Below are 16,147 nucleotides of genomic sequence, written 5' to 3'. Positions count from 1 at the left end.
GGCAATGTCGTCAATCCGAAGAAGGGCGACCGGTTGATGCGCGCCGTCGACGTCGTCGCCGCGAAGCAGACGTTCCGCGCCGCCACGACGTCGAAATCCGGCGAAAAGGAAGTGGTTCGCACGCGCGCCTTCACCCATGTCGCCGCGACTCTCACGCTTGCGCCGACGAGCTTCGCCAATGAAGTGCCGGCCTTCAATCCGCTGAAGCTCGTCAGCGATCCGCGGGCGCCGGAGAGCAATGGCGAATCGGATATCGCGCTCGACGAGGCGGAAGTCTCCTTCGTCACGAAGGACCTCTCCTCCGTCGACATACAGGCGCAGAGCGCGCAGCTCTCCTTCGACGAAGCGCAGGCGCAGGTGCTCGAGCAGGTGAAGAGCGCGATCGCCGCGGGACCGAAAGCCGCCGCGCTTCCCCTGCCCGGCCAATTGCTGCTGTCGCGCACCAGCCGCGCCGCCGCGATCGACCCGCAGGCTCTCGCCTACGCCACGCCGGGCGCGTCGCTCACCGCGCCTTTCTCCTCCATCGAAGTCCGCATGGTGCCGGAAAACGTCACCATCGCCCCGCGCGACACGCCGCAGCCGACGCAGATGGAGGAAAAACTCGCTGTCGTGCGCCACGGCGAGGGTCTCGAAGACATTCTCCTGGCCAATGGCGTGCCGAGATTGCGCATCGCGGCCGTCGCCGCAGCCTATAGGGGAAAACGCGATCCGGTGCGCGAGGGCCAGCGCGTGAAGCTGCTTTTCGCGGATTTCGACGGCTCGGGCAAAAATATGCAGCTCGCGCGCATGTCCGTCTACAACGACGACGAAGTGGAATCGATCGTCGCGGCGACCGACAAGGGCGCTTTCGTGCAGACGCCCACGGCCCCGACCGCCGTTGCGCGGCGCGCCACGAAACGCATTCAGCAGGCGGACGACTTTACGAGCGACGGCGAGGACGACGATTCCGGGGCGATGCGTCTATACGACTCGCTTTACGAGACGGCGCTGAAACAGCAGGTTCCGAAGCCCGTCGTCAACGAACTCGTTCGCGTCTTCGCGAACGACGTCGACCTTCAGCGCGGCGTTTCGGGCGGGGACTCGCTCGACATGTTCTATGACGAGCCGGAGGACGGCTCCGGCCCGACGCGCGACAGCCTCCTTTATGCGTCGCTGACGACGCGAAACGAAACCTATCGTTACTACCGCTTCCAGACTCCCGACGACGGGCTCGTCGATTACTATGACGAAAATGGACGCTCCAGCCGAAAATTCCTGGTGCGTAAACCGATCTCGATCGGCGAGACGCGATCCGGCTTCGGCATGCGTCGCCATCCGATCCTCGGTTATTACAAGATGCATACCGGCGTGGACTGGGCCGCGCCGATCGGCACGCCGATTCTCGCGGCCGGCAATGGAACGGTGATCAAGGCGCAGTGGGATTCAGGCTATGGCCGCCGCGTCGAGATCCAGCACGCCAATGGCTACATCACGACCTACAATCACATGTCCGGCTTCGCGCGCGGCATTACGGAGGGCGTGCGCGTCAAGCAGGGACAGGTCGTCGGCTTCCTCGGCTCGACCGGCCTCTCGACGGGCCCGCATCTTCACTACGAGGTGATGGTCAACGGCCATTTCGTCGATCCGATGCGCGTCAAGCTGGCGCGCACGCGCGAGATCGAAGGCCGCATGCTGGTCGAGTTCAAGAGAGAGCGCGACCGCATTGATTCGCTGATGGCCAAGGCGCCCAACAGCAACAAGGTCGCGCGCGCGCCGACGAGCGGAAGTCCGACGGCGAGCCGCTAACCCCGTCAGGCGGCGCTGCGCGCGCCGTTCGCCGACATGGCGATATGCAAGGCCCGCGCGACGGCGTCGATCGACTGCATTGTCTCGCGCTTGAGAAGGCCGCGCGGCAATTCGACCTCGAATTCGCGTTCGAGAGCAAGCAAAATGCGGACGGCGGAATAGGGCGTGAGGCCAAGCTTGTAAAGATCGGCCCCGGGCGTCAGATCGGCCGCCGGCACGGCGAGACGCGCTTCCTGGTCGATCACGCGCCGAATGATTGCGAACATTGTCCCCTCCCCTGCTCTTTCTTCGCCTCAAGCGGCGATGCGCATGTCCTCGGCGACGATCGGCGCGGGCTGCGCGGCCTGAATCGCCCTGGCGATGGATTCGATCGAAGCGACGGTCTCGCGCTTGAGCATCTCGCGCGCCAGCTCGACCTTGAACGCGCGTTCGATCGCGACGATGAGGCGGATCGCGTCGAAAGAGGTCAGGCCCAGCGCATAGAGATCGGCGCGCAGGGTCAGATGGGCCGCCGGGACGGCGAGCTTGGCTTCCTGATCGATGATGGTCTGGATCGTGGCGAACATTGGTTTTCTCCGCGCCGCTTCTTGAATTCGATGATTGGAAGATAACGGGGCGGGAGGTCCGTCGCTGTGCGGGAGAGCACGCGGGAGAGCGCAGCCAAAAGCGGCGCCTGCGCGGGAACGAAATTCGGTGCGGCGGCGTTCCTGTTGTCGAGCGCAACTATTGCCCGCTCGCCAGCTCCGCCATGGAGGATCAATATGCTCGAAATCGTTAGACACACGGAAAGCGATTACGCCGCTCTGGCGCATATCGACGCCGGAGAAACGGGAAAACTCTCTTCGGACGACGTCGCCTGCCTCGATGAGCTTGGGAATTTCCTCGTCGAATCAGGCCTCGGCGAGCGGTTTGGCGCGACGCTGCTTCACACGCATTTTCCCGTGCGCGCCGGCGAGGTGATGATCGAAACCGTCGATCGAAACCGCGCGGAAACGCATCTGAGGCCGCAGGAAGCGCCGCAAGAAGAGATGCAGCCCATTCACCTTCGATTCACGAGCGAATGGGCGCGCCCCATCGCGCTCGAATATGCGACTGGCCTCGACGAGGTTTCGCCGATCGGCGCGCAGGACGAAGCGGCGCTCGCGGGAATCTTCGAGATTTTGAACCGGAGGCGCAAGACGGATCGGTTCGGCGTCAGGCTGCTGCATAATCCGCTGGGCGTGCAGGAAACGGAAATGCTGCTGGAAACCTGCGATTCATCCAAGCGTCTGCTGACCAATCGAGCAGTCGCCTCCAACCGCGGCGAGTCCGGCGACGCAATCCCGACCTGCTTCCAATGGCGACCCGCCGCGGACGCTCAGCCGGGCCAGCTGACGGCGTCCCGTTCGGTGGCGACGATCTGCAATGTCGTGCGGGGCTGCCTGAGCCGCCCGGACGGCGGTCATGAGACCCATTCGAGCCACGACCCCGGCCGGGGAATCTAGAACTGGTTCGAGAAGCGACGGACGATGTCGGCGACGCCCACGCCCTCCCGCCATAGGGCGCGAAGCGTCGTCGATCCGCGGCTTTTTGCGAGCTTCTCTCCGCCTTCGTCCACGACCAGCTGGTGATGACGGTAGCGCGGCTCCGGCAGATCGAGCAGCCGCTGCAGGAGACGATGCAGGCTCGTGGCGTGGAAGAGGTCGCGCCCGCGCACAATGTCGGTCACGCCTTGCAGCGCGTCGTCGACGACGACGGCGATGTGGTAGCTCGCGGGCGTGTCCTTGCGCGCGATGACGACGTCGCCCCATAGCTTCGGGTCGGCGGAGATGACGACGAATTCGGCGTCGTCGCTCAAGAGGGCGCCCTTCTTGGACAGCCGGGCGCCGGGCGTGAGCAATCCCTCCCCTTTACGGGGAGGGCGCCGCCGCGAAGCGGCGGCGGGCGGGGTCCCACCAGGAGCCTCCCCCCACCCCGCCCTCTCCTCAAGAGGAACGGATGGGATCGCATCGCGGGATTCGCGAAACTCCCGCCAGCTCACCCCCTGCCCCGCGCGCGCCGCCGCCTTGGCCATATCGAGCCGCAGCGCGACGCCGCCCCGCGTCAGCGTCTCGCGCGCGGGGCGGCGGGGCTTGTCGCGGCAGGTTCCGGGATAAAGCGGCGCGCCGTCGGGGTCGCAAGGCCAATCGGCATGAGCGGCTGCGAATTTGGCGATGTCGGCGCGCGTGCAGTCGCAGGCGTAGAGCAGCCCCATCGCATCGAGCCGCTCCAAGGCGCTCGCGTAATCCTCGAAATGTTCGGATTGCCGGCGTACGGGCTTTTCCCATTCGAGCCCGATCCAGGCGAGATCCTCGAAAATCGCCGCTTCGAACTCGGGCCGCGCGCGGCCCCGGTCGATGTCCTCGATGCGCAGGAGAAAGCGCCCGTCGCAGGCGCGCGCCAGCCCGAAATTCAGCAGCGCTGAATAGGCGTGGCCCAGATGCAGGAAGCCGTTTGGCGACGGAGCGAAACGGAAAACCCTTTGTTCCGGGAAAGCCATCGACTGCGTTTCCTCGCACTCCTGTCAAGTTGAAGCGGGATTTCGATATTTCGCCGTCCCTGTGGACGCCGGACGACGCATGCGTCATCATGCCGCAACAAGACCAATGATTTGACGGATTCGGGTTGCAAGACATGCCAGATTTCGAGTCCCTGGTCGATGACATCTACGAAGCGGCGGCGGACCCGGACTGCTGGCCCCGCATCATGCACGACATCGGCAAGGTCGCGGACGCGGCCGGCGGCGCGATCGTCGCGCGCCGGGCCGACGCCTGGCTCGGCTGGCGCTGTTCCGGGGCGCTGGCGCGTGGGGCCGACGCCTTTTTCAGCGGAGGCGGTCTCGCCCGCAGTCAGGTTCCCCCCCGCCTTCTGGCTTTCAACCGGGCCGGTTTCGTCGCGGACCAGGAGGGGTTCACCGAAGAGGAATTCAGCGCCGACCCGGTCATCAGGGAATGGTGCGGCCCGATCGGCATCCATCATTGCACGGCGACGGCGATACCCATTCCCAATGGCGACCTGGTTGTATTTCAAGTGAAGCGCCGCAAAGGCGAGGCGCCTTTCGGACGCGCGGAGCTCGCAAAGCTCGACGCCCTGCGACCGCATCTCGCGCGGGCCGGGCTTCTCGCGGCGCGCTGGCGGCTCGAGCGTTTGCGCTCGGCGACGGAAGCGCTCGCCATTCTCGGGGTTCCCGCGGCCATCCTCGACGCCGAAGGCAGGGTCCTCGCCGCCAATGGGCTCATCGAGGAACTGACTTCGCATCATGTCTGGATGCCGAAGGACCGCATCGCCCTGATCGAACCCGCGGCGGACAAGCTGCTTCGGCGCGCCATCGCCGATCTCGGCGCTCCCGTCGCCGCTTCGGTGCGCTCTTTTCCGTCGAGAGGCAGCCGGGACCAGCCGGTGGTCGTCCATCTCATTCCGGTCACCGGCGACGCGCGCGACCTTTTCGGCGGCGGACTTGGCGTTCTGGCGATTACGCCGATCTCGAAGCCCGCCGCGCCCGACAACGCCGTCGTCCAGAGCCTGTTCGATCTGACGGCGGCGGAAGCGCGGGTCGCGGGCGGCCTCGTCGAGGGATTGACCCTCGACCAGATCGCCGAGCGGCACAAGGTCGGAATCAACACCATTCGCACGCAGATGAAATCCGTCTTCGCGAAGACGGGCGCGAGCCGCCAATCCCAGCTTTCCGCCCTGCTCGCCGCGCAGCCCAAATTTCCATTGCAGCCGGTCGGCGGGTGATGATTGCTAAACGTTCCGCGCGCGCTCGACGATAGCGAGCGCCGCCGCAAGAACCTCCTCGCGATCGAGCTCGCTGGTGTCGAGCTTTATCGCGTCGTCGGCGGCCTTCAGCGGCGCGGCGCTTCTTTCGCTGTCTCGCGCGTCGCGCTTTCGCACATCGTCGAGAATGGCTGCGTAATCCACCGCTTCGCCGCGCGACGCCAGCTCCAGCGCGCGGCGCTGGGCGCGGGTCTCGGGCGTCGCGGTGACGAAAATCTTTACGCGCGCCTCTGGACAGATCACGGTGCCGATGTCGCGGCCGTCGAGCACGGCGCCCTCGGGGCGCGCGGCGAAGGCGCGCTGCATGTCGATGAGCGCGGCGCGCACCGGCGGCATCGCCGCGACGACGGACGCCGCCTCGCCCATTTCGCGCGCCCGCAGGCGCGCTTCGTCGAAATCGGTCAGCGAAAGACCGCGCGCGGCTTCGACGGCGGCCTCCACATCGTCGAGCGGCAAGCCTTCGTCGAGCAAGGCGCAGGCCGTGGCGCGATAGAGCAGGCCCGTATCGAGATGCGGCAGGCCGTAATGCTCGGCGAGCTTGCGCGCGAGCGTGCCCTTGCCGGACGCCGCCGGCCCGTCAATGGCGATGACGAGGCTCACGAGAAGCGCGCTCCAAGGCTTTCCATCAGCGGGCGGAAGGAGGGGAAACTCGTGGCGATCATCGTCTCGTCGTCTACGGTCACTTTGTTCCGTGCGGCGAGCCCCATGACGAGGAAGCTCATCGCGATGCGGTGATCGAGATGCGTCTCGACCAGTCCGCCGCCAGATACGCCGCCGCCGCGCACGATGAGATCGTCGCCGACAATCTCGCAATCGACGCCGTTGGCCTTCAGCCCGGCCGCGATGGCCGCAAGACGATCGGATTCCTTCACGCGAAGTTCCGAGAGGCCGCGCATGCGCGTCTCGCCTTTCGCGAAGGAAGCCGCCACCGCGAGGATCGGATATTCGTCGATCATGGATGGCGCACGCGCCGCCGGGACGTCGACTCCGCTCAGAGAAGAGAAGCGCGCACGCATGTCGGCGACTTCCTCGCCTCCCTCCTCGCGTTTATTGTCGAGCGTGATGTCGGCGCCCATTTCCTGCAACGTCGTCAGCAGCCCGCTACGCAACGGATTGGTCATCACGCCTTCGACGACGATGTCGGAGCCCGGCGCGATCAGCGCCGCGACGAGCGGGAAAGCGGCGGAGGACGGATCGGCCGGCACGCGTACGGGACGCGCGACGAGTTCGGGCCGGCCCTCGAGCGTGATCTTGCGGCCGTGCGGACCATAAGATTCGCTCGTCACCTCGGCGCCGAAATGGGCGAGCATCTTTTCCGTATGGTCGCGCGAGGCCTCAGCCTCGATGACGATCGTCCGTCCGGGAGAGTTCAAGCCGCATAAAAGCACAGCCGATTTGATCTGCGCCGACGCGACGGGCGTTTTGTATTCGACCGGAAGCGGCTCGGCCGAGCCCTGCAGCACCAGCGGCAGGCGGCCGCCCTCGGCTTGTTCCAGCACCTGTGCGCCCTGCAGGGCCAGCGGGTCGAGAATGCGCTTCATCGGACGCTTGCGAAGCGAAGCGTCGCCGTCGAAACGGGCGACGATCGGATGGCCGGCGACGACGCCCATCATCAGCCGCGAGCCCGTGCCGGCATTGCCGAAATCGAGCGTCTCGACGGGCTGGAGAAGCGAGCCCAGCCCCGCGCCCCAAACGCTCCAGGAGCCCGGCGAATGGCGCACGACCTTCGCCCCAAGCTGGCGGGCGGCCTGCGCCGTGCGCAATACGTCCTCGCCCTCCAGAAGTCCCTCGACCTTCGTCTCGCCGGTCGCGAGCAGGCCGAAAATCATGGAGCGGTGAGAAACGGATTTGTCGCCTGGCGGCCGCACGCGGCCCGAAAGCGGGCCGGAGGCGGCGGCGGCGAGCGGCGCGGCGGGAGCGTGGGCGGCGGTCAAAGCATGTTTCCCTGGCGGATGGCGGCGGCCAATATCCGCCTTCTAGCCGGGAGGCCGGGGCTTGTCATTCCCGAGCAAGCAGGAATTCAGCCCCGGAGAAGGAAATCCGAGAAGCTGCTGGAAGCGCCCGAACCGGGGACCGCCTTGGCGGGTGCGGAGGATGGAGCGGGCGATGGGAATCGAACCCACGACATACAGCTTGGGAAGCTGTCGTTCTACCACTGAACTACGCCCGCGAGCGGCGAAAACCGCTCAGTTTGTATAGGGTTTTTCCTCGATCGGAGCAAGGCGCCCCGAGCCGTCGGCGGCAGGAAAGGGAAACGAACGGAGCTTTTTGGAACGAAAAGTCCCGTAGAAGTCCCGTTCCGCGTTCTGTTGATGTTCTTCTGCCACGCCCTGCGCTAACCGCCACGCCTGACTCGCGGTGAATCGCTGCGACCTATGGGAAGCGGTGGACTATCTTGGCATGACGGTCGAGATGTTGCGCGCATCCCATTCCGCACGCGACTGAAGAACGCCCGTTCCTTTGAGCGCGTCGCCCTCCTGCTTCGTTCCCTGAACGTCGGATATGGACGACAACTCGGACATGGCGAACGCCACGGCGTTTCTTCGCCGCATTCAACTCCGTGCAAGCGAGTGCGTTAGTTAACTTTGGTTACAGGCTGAGCCTCGAGAGCGGTTCGCGCGTGCTCGTTCTCTTCGGGAACGACCACCCGCACGATTAGCCCGCCGCCTTTGCGATCCAGCAATTCGACCGTTCCGCCCTGGCTCTCCACGAGAGAGCGCACGATGGAGAGGCCGAGTCCGAATCCGCCTTTGTCGCCGACCGTGCGCCCCGCCTGCCCCCGCACGAAGGGTTCGAACATAACCGCCTTGAGCCCGTCCGAGATTCCGGGACCATCGTCGACGACGTCGATCTGCAAGCGCCCTCCATCGAGCCTCTCGACCGCGATCTCGACGGCTCCGCCGTGATTGATGGCGTTCTCCACGAGATTGGTGAAGACCCGATGCATTTCCGAAAGGGACCCGCGCATCATGAGGATCTTGTCGCAATCGTAGCTGACCTTGTGCCCCAGTTCGTTGAATTCATCGACAACCGTCTGAATGACGCTGCTGACGTCGATCACGGAATGGTCGCTGCGCTTATCCTGGGTGCGCAGATATTCGAGATTCTTGCGCAGCATGGCGTCCATCAACTGAATGTCCTTCTGCATTTTATGGCGTAGATTCTCGTCGGCGATGAATTCCGTGCGCAGGCTCATGCGCGTGATGATTGTTTTGAGATCGTGGCTGACGGCGGCGAGCACATGGGTCCGCTCGGCGACCATGGCGAGAATACGCTCCTTCATGCCGCGTATCGCGCGGTGCAGATCGCGAATCTCCCTTGGGCCGCGCTGGATGAGCGACGTCTTGAGGCCGTTCTGGGTCGGGAAGGATTCAGCGCGCCGCGCGAGCTCGTCCAAAGGCGCAATAATGTAATTGGAAAGGAAGATCAGAATGATCGTCGCGCTTATGAAGAAGAGGAATCCAGCGCGCGCCCAACGCGTCATATAGAATGGATAATGCGGCTCGGGCTCCCAGAGCCAGCGCCACAGGAGGCGCGAGGGCTTGCGGTGCTGCGCGACGGATATGATCGCGTAACCGCCTTTCTCGAGCGGCAGGGCCAGCGTGTCATGCGCATTGTGAAGAGGCGCTGTTGCGAAAGCCTTTTCCGGGCTCGTCAGATGCGCGTTGATCCGTCGGATCTCCGCCTCGAAAATGGGCTCCCTGGTGTCCAGCGCTTCAGGCCGATCGCCGCGAATGGAAATCACGGCGTAAGGCGCGGCGAAATGAACCTTGTTGATGAGCGCGTTTCTCTCCGTCACGGGAACGGAGTCGAGCGCCAGGAGCAGGCCGGTGATGAAATCAGCTTCCGAGACATAGTGACGGCGTCCTTCGGACTCCATCGCATGGAGTATGACGACGATGACGAGCTGGTAGGCGACGATCGAGCCAAGGATCAAAAGTGAAATCTGACCGAGAAGGTGGTCCGGCCGCAAGCGGCGCACGAAGTCGGAAAGGATCATTTCGACTCACTTTGATCGGAGAGAGGCGCGGCCTCGAGAGCCGCGACGAGCGCTTTGTCCAGCATGACGTCCTCAGCTTCGACGACGGAGGCGTCCTGGGTCCAGACAATCGCGCAACGGATCGGCTTTCCCGGATAGAGCGGCGCCAGCGCGGCGCGATACAGCGCGAGCTGGCGCAGTTGCGCCAGATGCGGAATATCGCGCCGGCGTCCGGTTTTGAAATCCGCGAGCAAGACTTCGTCCGACGTCTCGGCCAGACGATCGATGCGCCCGGATATTGCATGGCCCCCTGCAAGCGTCGCCACGATGTCGACCTCCGCCGCGGAGTGTGGGCCAAAGAGCGGCGCGAGCTCCGGCGCGTCGATGACCGAAAGCGCCGCACGGAGGATCTCGGCCCGGCGCGCATCGTCGAGTCCCGGTCCGCGCCGCTCCAGAAAAAGCGCCGCCGCCTCGACGCGCCGCCCGGGCGCGCATTGGGGAAGATGCTGCAGCAGGGCATGAGTCAACCGGCCGACGAGCGCGCGCTCCACATCCTTGCGCATCGGCGCGCTTCCGCCGGAGCGGTCGAAAGCGTCGGCTCCCGCGAGCGCGCTCGACGGCCGCATGGGAGGCGTGGGCGCGGCTTCTCGCGGCGCCGGCATGCGCGCAAAGGTCGGTGTCGACGTCTCGCAAGGCTGGGCGGCGGCGCGTGAAACGTCGGCGCGCCGTGGCGCCTCGCCCCGTCGCAGAATATAGCCTTCCGGATCGTCGGGATTGGGAAGCCTCTCGCAGCTCGCGCCGAGCGCCTCGACAATCATATTGTGCCAGCAACCCTCGGCCGGACCCTTCGCGCCATGATGGCCGGAGACATAAAGTCTTTCCTCCGCGCGCGTCATGGCGACATAGAGCAGGCGCCTGTGTTCGGCGCGCTCCGCCTCCCGACGTTCGTCGCGCGCCTCGATGACAGCCGCCGGATCATAATCGCGCCCGCGCGCCCAGACGAGCGACTGACCGCCGGCTCCGTCATCCAGGGTGAGGAGCTTGGGGTCATGCTTGCCCGCCGGCGCGCCGCATGTGTCGGGGAGGAACACGATCTTCGCCTCCAGACCTTTCGCCGCATGCGCGGTCATCACGCGCACGGTTTCGCCGGCCGCCTCCATGTCGCGTTTGATCGAGAGCTCCAGCGTTCCGATCATCGCCAGAAACGCCACGAGAGAGGGCGACTGTTCGCGCTCGAAGGAAAGCGCCAGCCGCAAGAACTCGTCTATGGCGTCATTCGCCTCCGGACCAAGCCGCGCGACGAGCCGTCGCCGTCCGCCGCCGGGTCCTAGCACGCTATTGTAGAATTCATAGGGTGGAGTCGTGGCGGCGTCGCGGCGCCATGCGTCGAACATCAGCGCCGCCATTCGATCCTTCGCTTCGGCGCTGGGGCGAAGAGCCGCATAGAGCGAACCGGGGCGATGCGCGGAGAGACGAAGCAGATCGTCGTCGTCAAAACCCATCAAGGGAGATTTGAGCACGGTCGCGACCGTAAGATCGTCCTCGGGAAGCAAGGATGCGCGACCGAGGGCGACAAGATCGTTTACGGCGATATGTCGCGCGAGGTCGAGCCTGTCCGCCCCCGCGACCGGCACGTTCTCCGCTTTCAAAGCGCGGATCACCGCCTCGAAGAAAGCGCCGCGCTTGCGCACGACAATAAGGATGTCCCGCGGCTCGACGGGGCGCAACGTTTTATTGTCCTCTACGCATTCGCCCCCGCCCGGCGCCAACAGGGCGCTTATTTTCGCCGCGACGCTCCGCGCGAGGCGCTCGGCTGGATCTTTGGCCGAGGCATAGTCGAGCGGCAGGCGCCAGTCTTCCGGCTCCTCTTTGCCGAGCGGTCCGATTGGGCTCCAGATTTCTATCGAGGCGGCGACATGGGACTTCGCGGCCTCGTGCTTCAACGGCGGCTTCGCGGGATCGAGATCGCAACTGAGGCCGACGCCGTTATCTCCGAAATTGAAGACATCGTCCACGGCGGCGAGAACGCCGGGAGCCGAACGGAAGGACTCGACGAGGCGCACATATTCGAAGCGTTGCGAAATGGCGGCGAAGCTCGCTTGAAAGCTGCGGCGCATGGAGTCGAACTTCTCCGGGGCCGCGCCCTGGAACGAAAAGATCGACTGCTTGTCGTCTCCGACCGCGAAAAAGCTGCGCTTTACGCGTCGAGCGCCGACGCCAGCGCAGAACTCCTTCGCGATCGCCGTAAGGATATCCCATTGCCGCGCGCTCGTATCCTGCGCTTCGTCCAACAAGATGTGATCGATCTGCGCGTCGAGCTTGTAGAGGACCCAGGATGGATTGGAGCGGTGAAGGAGCCGCCGCGCGCAATCGATCAAATCGTCGTAATCGAGGTAGTTGCGGTAGCGTTTCGCGCGCTCATACTCCGCGATAATGGCGTCGCCGATTGAAGCGAGCGCCAGCGATCGCTCGACCACCGACGCCGCTTTGCGCTTATCGACCAGTCGCGCCAGACGATCGCGCTCGGCCTCCATCCTCGCGAGAATGCCTGGGCTGATTTTCTCCATGCCGGCCGTAACGATTTTCTGCTTGGCCGAACCTCGGGGCTTTCCCTCATTCGTGTAAAAAACTGAAATGTATCGATTGACGCGGTCAGACCCCGGCGAGAGAGCGGCGGCTTCCTGTAGCGTCGCCGCAAGTTTTTGATCGTTCCTGGAGCCCTGTCGCAGAATGGCGACAAGCTCGGGCCACTCCGCGGCGTCCGCCATGATCTGCTCGTCGACCGTTGCGAGCGTCTCATCCGCGCCGAGCCCCAGTCTTCGACGAAGCCGGCGCGCATATTCGTCCTGCTCGAAAGCCTGCGCCAGCGCATCGCGATGCGTGAGCAACTCGCCGCAAAGATCGTCGAACCCGCTTTCCGTCGTCTCCCGCGCCACAAGCCGCAGCGCCTCGTTGAGAGAGCCGGAGGCGCGCATCGCCTCGACAATCGCGCGACTCTTCGCGGCCCGCAGCAATTCCGAGCGCGCCGCATCGTCGACGACTTCAAAACCAGCGGGCGCATTGGCCTCGAAGGGAAAGATATGCAGCAGCTTTTCGCAGAAGGCGTGGATCGTCTGGATTTTCAGCCCGCCGGGCGTTTCGACGGCGCGCGCGAAGAGACGACGGGCGAACGCCAGATCGGCGCGGCTCGGCGCCTGCGCGCCGGTCCCCTCGATCTCGCGGGTCAGCGCGTCATCGTCGAGCAAGGCCCATTGCGCGAGCTTGTCGAAGACGCGGGTCGACATATTGGCGGCCGCCGCTTTCGTGAAAGTCAGACAAAGTATCTGGGACGGACGCACGCCCTCCAACAGAAGCCGCAAAACGCGCTGCGTCAGCACATAGGTCTTGCCGGACCCCGCATGCGCGGCGACCCAGGCGGAGACATGCGGATCGGAGGCGCGCTGTTGCGCGCGGATCGTCATGGAGAGAAAAGCGCGATCGTTCATGCGCCCTCCCCGCCGCCTCGCGACCATTCTTTAACGCGAGCCAGATGGTCATATGCGCCTTCATGAGCGACGAGCGCAACGAAAGGACGCGAGGGATAAGGCGTCCGCGGCTCTCGAAATTGCGAGAGCATTTTCAAAAGTTCGAGGCGATGCAATCCGACGACTTCTTCGAATGTCGCATTGTCGAATTTCAACGGTTGCGGCTTACCGCCATTCTTCAGCCCCACATAGGCGCCGCCGATGACGCGATGCGCGCCGATATCCTCGAAGGCGCCCGCTTCGATCATCGCCGCCTCCAGGGTGATCTGCGGCGCGAAACCCGCCTGAACCTGCTTTATCGTCGGCGTCCGTCCGGTCTTGTAATCGAAAACGCTCGCCATTCCATCGAGACCGACCTCGATGCGATCCGCCTTTGCGGTCAGCATGAATATCGAGCCGTCATCGAGTTTCAAAGGCCATGACGCTGACTTTTCCATAAAGATCGCGCCGCCCTCCGCGCGTCGTTCTTTTTCGAAAGAGAGCGCGTAATCGAGCCCCGCGACGAGACGCGGCCAGGCGAAGGTCTCGAACGCCGGATCGGCGAAGAATGGGGCGAGACCCTCGCGCGCAATCGCCAGCAGCGTATCGCGCGCATCGTCCGGCAGGGGTCCGCTTGGATGACGCGCGACGAACGCCTCCAGCGCCGCATGAATGGCGGTCCCCAATTCGCGCGCGCCGATCTCGACCCCCAATGGATCGAGAGGCGTCAATTTCAGGATTTGTTCGGCGAAGATTGCGTAAGGGTCCCGGCGGAGGACCTCGATGCGCGTAACGCTCAGCCTTTGAGGCCGCAGATCGAGCGGCGGGCACGGCGCCGGACGCGGCAAGACGGCGATCTCGGATGCGCTCGGCTGATCGAGCGCCGCAGCGATGGCGAGCATGTCCGCGCCGCGCTGCCGGCAATCCTGCAGCGCTTCGCCCGCAAGCGCTTCGAGGCGCGTCAGGAAGCGCGACGCCACGGTCGGCGAGCCGTCGCGCTTCGCCGCGCGGCTGAGAACGACGCTCTCGGCGCCGAGCGCCATCATGAAATCATGCGCGCTCTGGCCGATGCGCCGCTCCGGCGGCGAAAGCTTCAGTTGCGCGCGCATGGAGCGGTTGAGAAAAGCGCCCGTCTCGGTCTGCGGCGGCCAGACGCCCTCATCGAGACCCGCAAGCAGCATGAGGTCGGCTTCGATGAGACGCGCTTCGAGCGGGCCCAGAATTTTGAGACGCGGATGCGCCCGGCGCGGACCGCGCAATGTCGTCTCGAAGGCGATGCGGTCGAAAAGCGCGGCGTAGGAGGCCGCGTTGAAGCCCGAAGGCGCGCTCGCGCATGCGAGCCGTTCGAAAAGATCGAAAAGCGCGAGCGGATCGTCGCCCTCGCTCTCCCCGGCGCCGCGCGCGACGGCCTCGAAAGCCGCGCGATGAGCGAGCGCGAAACGTCTCAGATCAACTGCGCCGGCCACTGCGCGAAAGGACGAGAAGGCCGCTTCGACCTCTTCGAGCAAGGCCTGAATGGCGAGCCATTGCGCCGCATCGATGCGTCGCGCGGCCGGATGCGCATGAATGTCGGCCGCCTTCGCTTTCGCGGTCTCGACGCGCGCGGCGTATCCATCCGCGGCGGCCGGGATCGCGCGCAGCACGCCGATTTCAACGAGCGGCGCAAGCGTGAGAATGTCGTCGCGCTCGCGGCCGAAATGCGCCACCGGATGCGCGAGCAGCGAGGCGATGGCGACAGCGTCAAGTCCGCGCGCGCCAATCGAAGCGATCAGACGCGCAAGCGCGCCGGCCTGCGTCGATGCGAGCGACGCGCCGCCGGAGTCGTCAATGTCGATCTCGAAACGGCGCAGTTCCGCCGCGACCCTGCGCGCAATATTACGATCCGGGGTGACGAGCGCAGCCGTGCGTCCCGGCGTCTCCAGCGCCTCCCGCAAGAAAAGCGCAAGGGCCAGAGCCTCCATCTGCTCGTCGGGCGCCTCGAGCAAAGCGACGCCGTCGAGCGCCTCGCGAAAGCCTTCGCCCTCCCTGTCGCGAAAGCTGCGCCAGTCCGCCGTCGCATCCGCTGGAAGCATGGCCTGCGAGACCAGCCTGCGCCGCTGTGCGCGCTTCTCTGGAAGCATGCTGAGTTCGCGCACGTCCGCGCGCTCCAGCCTCATGACGCCGAGCAGACGTTTGAGCATCGTCTGCGGATGCGTGAAGGCGGGCTCATCCTCCCCTTCTCCCACCTGCGCCCATGCGGCTTCGTCCATCTCCTGATCCAGGCCCGGCAAAACGACCGCGCCCTGCTCGAGCGACGCAATGGCGGAGAGAAGCCGCGCGGTCGTCGGCTGCGCGCCCGTCGAACCGATCGCGATGACTGGCGCGTGGTCCGCGGCGGAGATCAACGTCTCGATCTGCGCTTCGATCAGGCGCTTCTGGCGCATCGAGGGATCGACCCGTCCGATTTCCCGCAAGATTGCAGGCCATTGCTCCAAAGCGATGCGAAGGAAAGCGGTCGTGATCGACCAATATTGGTCGAAAGCGCTGTCGTCGATCGCGTCCTTTATGGCATTGGCGTCGACGCTTTCGATGATGAACTCGTCGATCAGCGCGGCAAGGTCGGCGGCGAGCGCATAGGCGCCCGCGGGAGAGGCCGCGACGAGAAAGGGCTCGCTTTCATCATGGACGAAGCCGCCGTCGTCATCGGCGGAGACAATCGCCGAGCCGATCGCCTCCGACCATTTGGCGACGAGTTGCGCGAGTAGCAGACGCCGCTCGATTTCTTCGATCTGGGGTCGGTCGGCGTCCTCGAAGTCCTGGCCGAAATCGCCAAAGAGCGCGGTCGTCTCGCGATCGTCGAGACCGCCGAGAGGAAGAATGCGCGGCAGGAACGTCGCGCCCTTGCCGAACGCGCGCGCAAATTGGGCGCTAAGCGCGCGTCCGGCGCGCTGGGTCGGCACGTAGATCGTGGCGCGCGCCATGGCGATGGGCGGCGAGTTTCGCGACAGGACAGGAAGAATTTCGCCGCCGAGAAAAGCGTCGACAAAAGATTCGAGGAAGGGCGCTCCTGGCGCAATGGTGTAGACGTTGCGTCGCGTCGCCACAC

12 protein-coding genes and 1 tRNA gene (1 of these 13 only partly in view) are annotated in these 16,147 nt (G+C 65.1%); 3 read left to right on the top strand and 10 right to left on the bottom strand.

The window, feature by feature from the left end:
• Nucleotides 1–1,785: the 3' portion of a M23 family metallopeptidase gene (locus MMG94_RS19115; RefSeq protein ID WP_016921789.1), read on the top strand. Its footprint begins 276 nt before the window's first position; the window shows 1,785 of its 2,061 coding nt (coding positions 277–2,061); its start codon lies off the left edge, out of view; its stop codon occupies nucleotides 1,783–1,785.
• A 5-nt stretch (nucleotides 1,786–1,790) separates the two neighbouring features.
• On the opposite strand, the gene MMG94_RS19110 is transcribed toward MMG94_RS19115, so the two are convergent.
• Both MMG94_RS19110 and MMG94_RS19105 read right to left on the bottom strand, forming a co-directional pair.
• Nucleotides 1,791–2,051 (bottom strand): acyl carrier protein, encoded by a 261-nt coding sequence (locus tag MMG94_RS19110; protein ID WP_016921788.1) that lies wholly within the window; start codon nucleotides 2,049–2,051, stop codon nucleotides 1,791–1,793.
• A gap of 27 nt (nucleotides 2,052–2,078) precedes the next feature.
• A complete protein-coding gene (locus tag MMG94_RS19105) occupies nucleotides 2,079–2,351 on the bottom strand; it encodes an acyl carrier protein (protein ID WP_016921787.1) in 273 nt (90 codons plus the stop codon).
• Nucleotides 2,352–2,546: 195 nt separating this feature from the next.
• On the opposite strand from MMG94_RS19105, the gene MMG94_RS19100 reads away from it, so the two are divergent.
• Nucleotides 2,547–3,269 carry a hypothetical protein gene (locus MMG94_RS19100; RefSeq protein ID WP_016921786.1) on the top strand — a complete coding sequence of 241 codons (723 nt, stop codon included), beginning with the start codon at nucleotides 2,547–2,549 and terminating at the stop codon, nucleotides 3,267–3,269.
• Here the strand turns inward: MMG94_RS19100 and MMG94_RS19095 are convergent.
• Entirely contained in the window at nucleotides 3,266–4,303 is a 1,038-nt protein-coding gene (locus tag MMG94_RS19095; protein ID WP_016921785.1) for a glutamyl-Q tRNA(Asp) synthetase, read from the bottom strand. The genes MMG94_RS19100 and MMG94_RS19095 overlap by 4 nt on opposite strands.
• A gap of 134 nt (nucleotides 4,304–4,437) precedes the next feature.
• Here MMG94_RS19095 and MMG94_RS19090 point away from each other — a divergent pair, with 134 nt between their 5' ends.
• The gene (locus MMG94_RS19090; RefSeq protein WP_016921784.1) at nucleotides 4,438–5,541 is read left to right on the top strand and encodes a helix-turn-helix transcriptional regulator; all 1,104 of its coding nucleotides are present in this window, start codon (nucleotides 4,438–4,440) and stop codon (nucleotides 5,539–5,541) included.
• Between the two features lie 6 nt (nucleotides 5,542–5,547).
• Here MMG94_RS19090 and cmk read toward each other — a convergent pair whose 3' ends face one another.
• From cmk to addB, 7 genes are all read right to left on the bottom strand, one after another.
• Nucleotides 5,548–6,180: a (d)CMP kinase gene (gene cmk, locus MMG94_RS19085; protein WP_016921783.1), complete on the bottom strand. Its 633-nt coding sequence runs from the start codon at nucleotides 6,178–6,180 to the stop codon at nucleotides 5,548–5,550.
• Nucleotides 6,177–7,514 carry a 3-phosphoshikimate 1-carboxyvinyltransferase gene (aroA, locus tag MMG94_RS19080; RefSeq protein WP_016921782.1) on the bottom strand — a complete coding sequence of 446 codons (1,338 nt, stop codon included), beginning with the start codon at nucleotides 7,512–7,514 and terminating at the stop codon, nucleotides 6,177–6,179. The genes cmk and aroA overlap by 4 nt, the downstream gene beginning before the upstream one ends.
• 161 nt (nucleotides 7,515–7,675) lie before the next feature.
• Nucleotides 7,676–7,750 (bottom strand) — tRNA-Gly (locus tag MMG94_RS19075).
• A gap of 220 nt (nucleotides 7,751–7,970) precedes the next feature.
• Complete coding sequence (locus tag MMG94_RS19070; protein ID WP_016921781.1) at nucleotides 7,971–8,102, bottom strand: hypothetical protein; 132 nt, start codon at nucleotides 8,100–8,102, stop codon at nucleotides 7,971–7,973.
• A gap of 53 nt (nucleotides 8,103–8,155) precedes the next feature.
• The gene (locus tag MMG94_RS19065; RefSeq protein ID WP_016921780.1) at nucleotides 8,156–9,580 is read right to left on the bottom strand and encodes a sensor histidine kinase; all 1,425 of its coding nucleotides are present in this window, start codon (nucleotides 9,578–9,580) and stop codon (nucleotides 8,156–8,158) included.
• Nucleotides 9,577–13,044 (bottom strand): double-strand break repair helicase AddA, encoded by a 3,468-nt coding sequence (gene addA, locus MMG94_RS19060; RefSeq protein ID WP_016921779.1) that lies wholly within the window; start codon nucleotides 13,042–13,044, stop codon nucleotides 9,577–9,579. Before addA ends, MMG94_RS19065 begins: the two co-directional genes overlap by 4 nt.
• A complete protein-coding gene (gene addB, locus MMG94_RS19055) occupies nucleotides 13,041–16,145 on the bottom strand; it encodes a double-strand break repair protein AddB (protein WP_154419595.1) in 3,105 nt (1,034 codons plus the stop codon). Before addB ends, addA begins: the two co-directional genes overlap by 4 nt.
• Nucleotides 16,146–16,147 lie beyond the last annotated feature (2 nt).

This window comes from Methylocystis parvus OBBP (assembly GCF_027571405.1).
Classification (GTDB): domain Bacteria; phylum Pseudomonadota; class Alphaproteobacteria; order Rhizobiales; family Beijerinckiaceae; genus Methylocystis; species Methylocystis parva.
Note: the sequence above shows the minus strand (reverse complement) of the source record. Positions and strands in the feature narration are given on the sequence as shown.

What these genes read in the sequence shown, in the direction of transcription:
- MMG94_RS19070 (WP_016921781.1), bottom strand. Translation starts at nt 8,102, where the DNA reads ATGTCCGAGTTGTCGTCCATATCCGACGTTCAGGGAACGAAGCAGGAG.
- MMG94_RS19105 (WP_016921787.1), bottom strand. Translation starts at nt 2,351, where the DNA reads ATGTTCGCCACGATCCAGACCATCATCGATCAGGAAGCCAAGCTCGCC.
- MMG94_RS19095 (WP_016921785.1), bottom strand. Translation starts at nt 4,303, where the DNA reads ATGGCTTTCCCGGAACAAAGGGTTTTCCGTTTCGCTCCGTCGCCAAAC.
- addA (WP_016921779.1), bottom strand. Translation starts at nt 13,044, where the DNA reads ATGAACGATCGCGCTTTTCTCTCCATGACGATCCGCGCGCAACAGCGC.
- MMG94_RS19110 (WP_016921788.1), bottom strand. Translation starts at nt 2,051, where the DNA reads ATGTTCGCAATCATTCGGCGCGTGATCGACCAGGAAGCGCGTCTCGCC.
- MMG94_RS19065 (WP_016921780.1), bottom strand. Translation starts at nt 9,580, where the DNA reads ATGATCCTTTCCGACTTCGTGCGCCGCTTGCGGCCGGACCACCTTCTC.
- MMG94_RS19100 (WP_016921786.1), top strand. Translation starts at nt 2,547, where the DNA reads ATGCTCGAAATCGTTAGACACACGGAAAGCGATTACGCCGCTCTGGCG.
- MMG94_RS19090 (WP_016921784.1), top strand. Translation starts at nt 4,438, where the DNA reads ATGCCAGATTTCGAGTCCCTGGTCGATGACATCTACGAAGCGGCGGCG.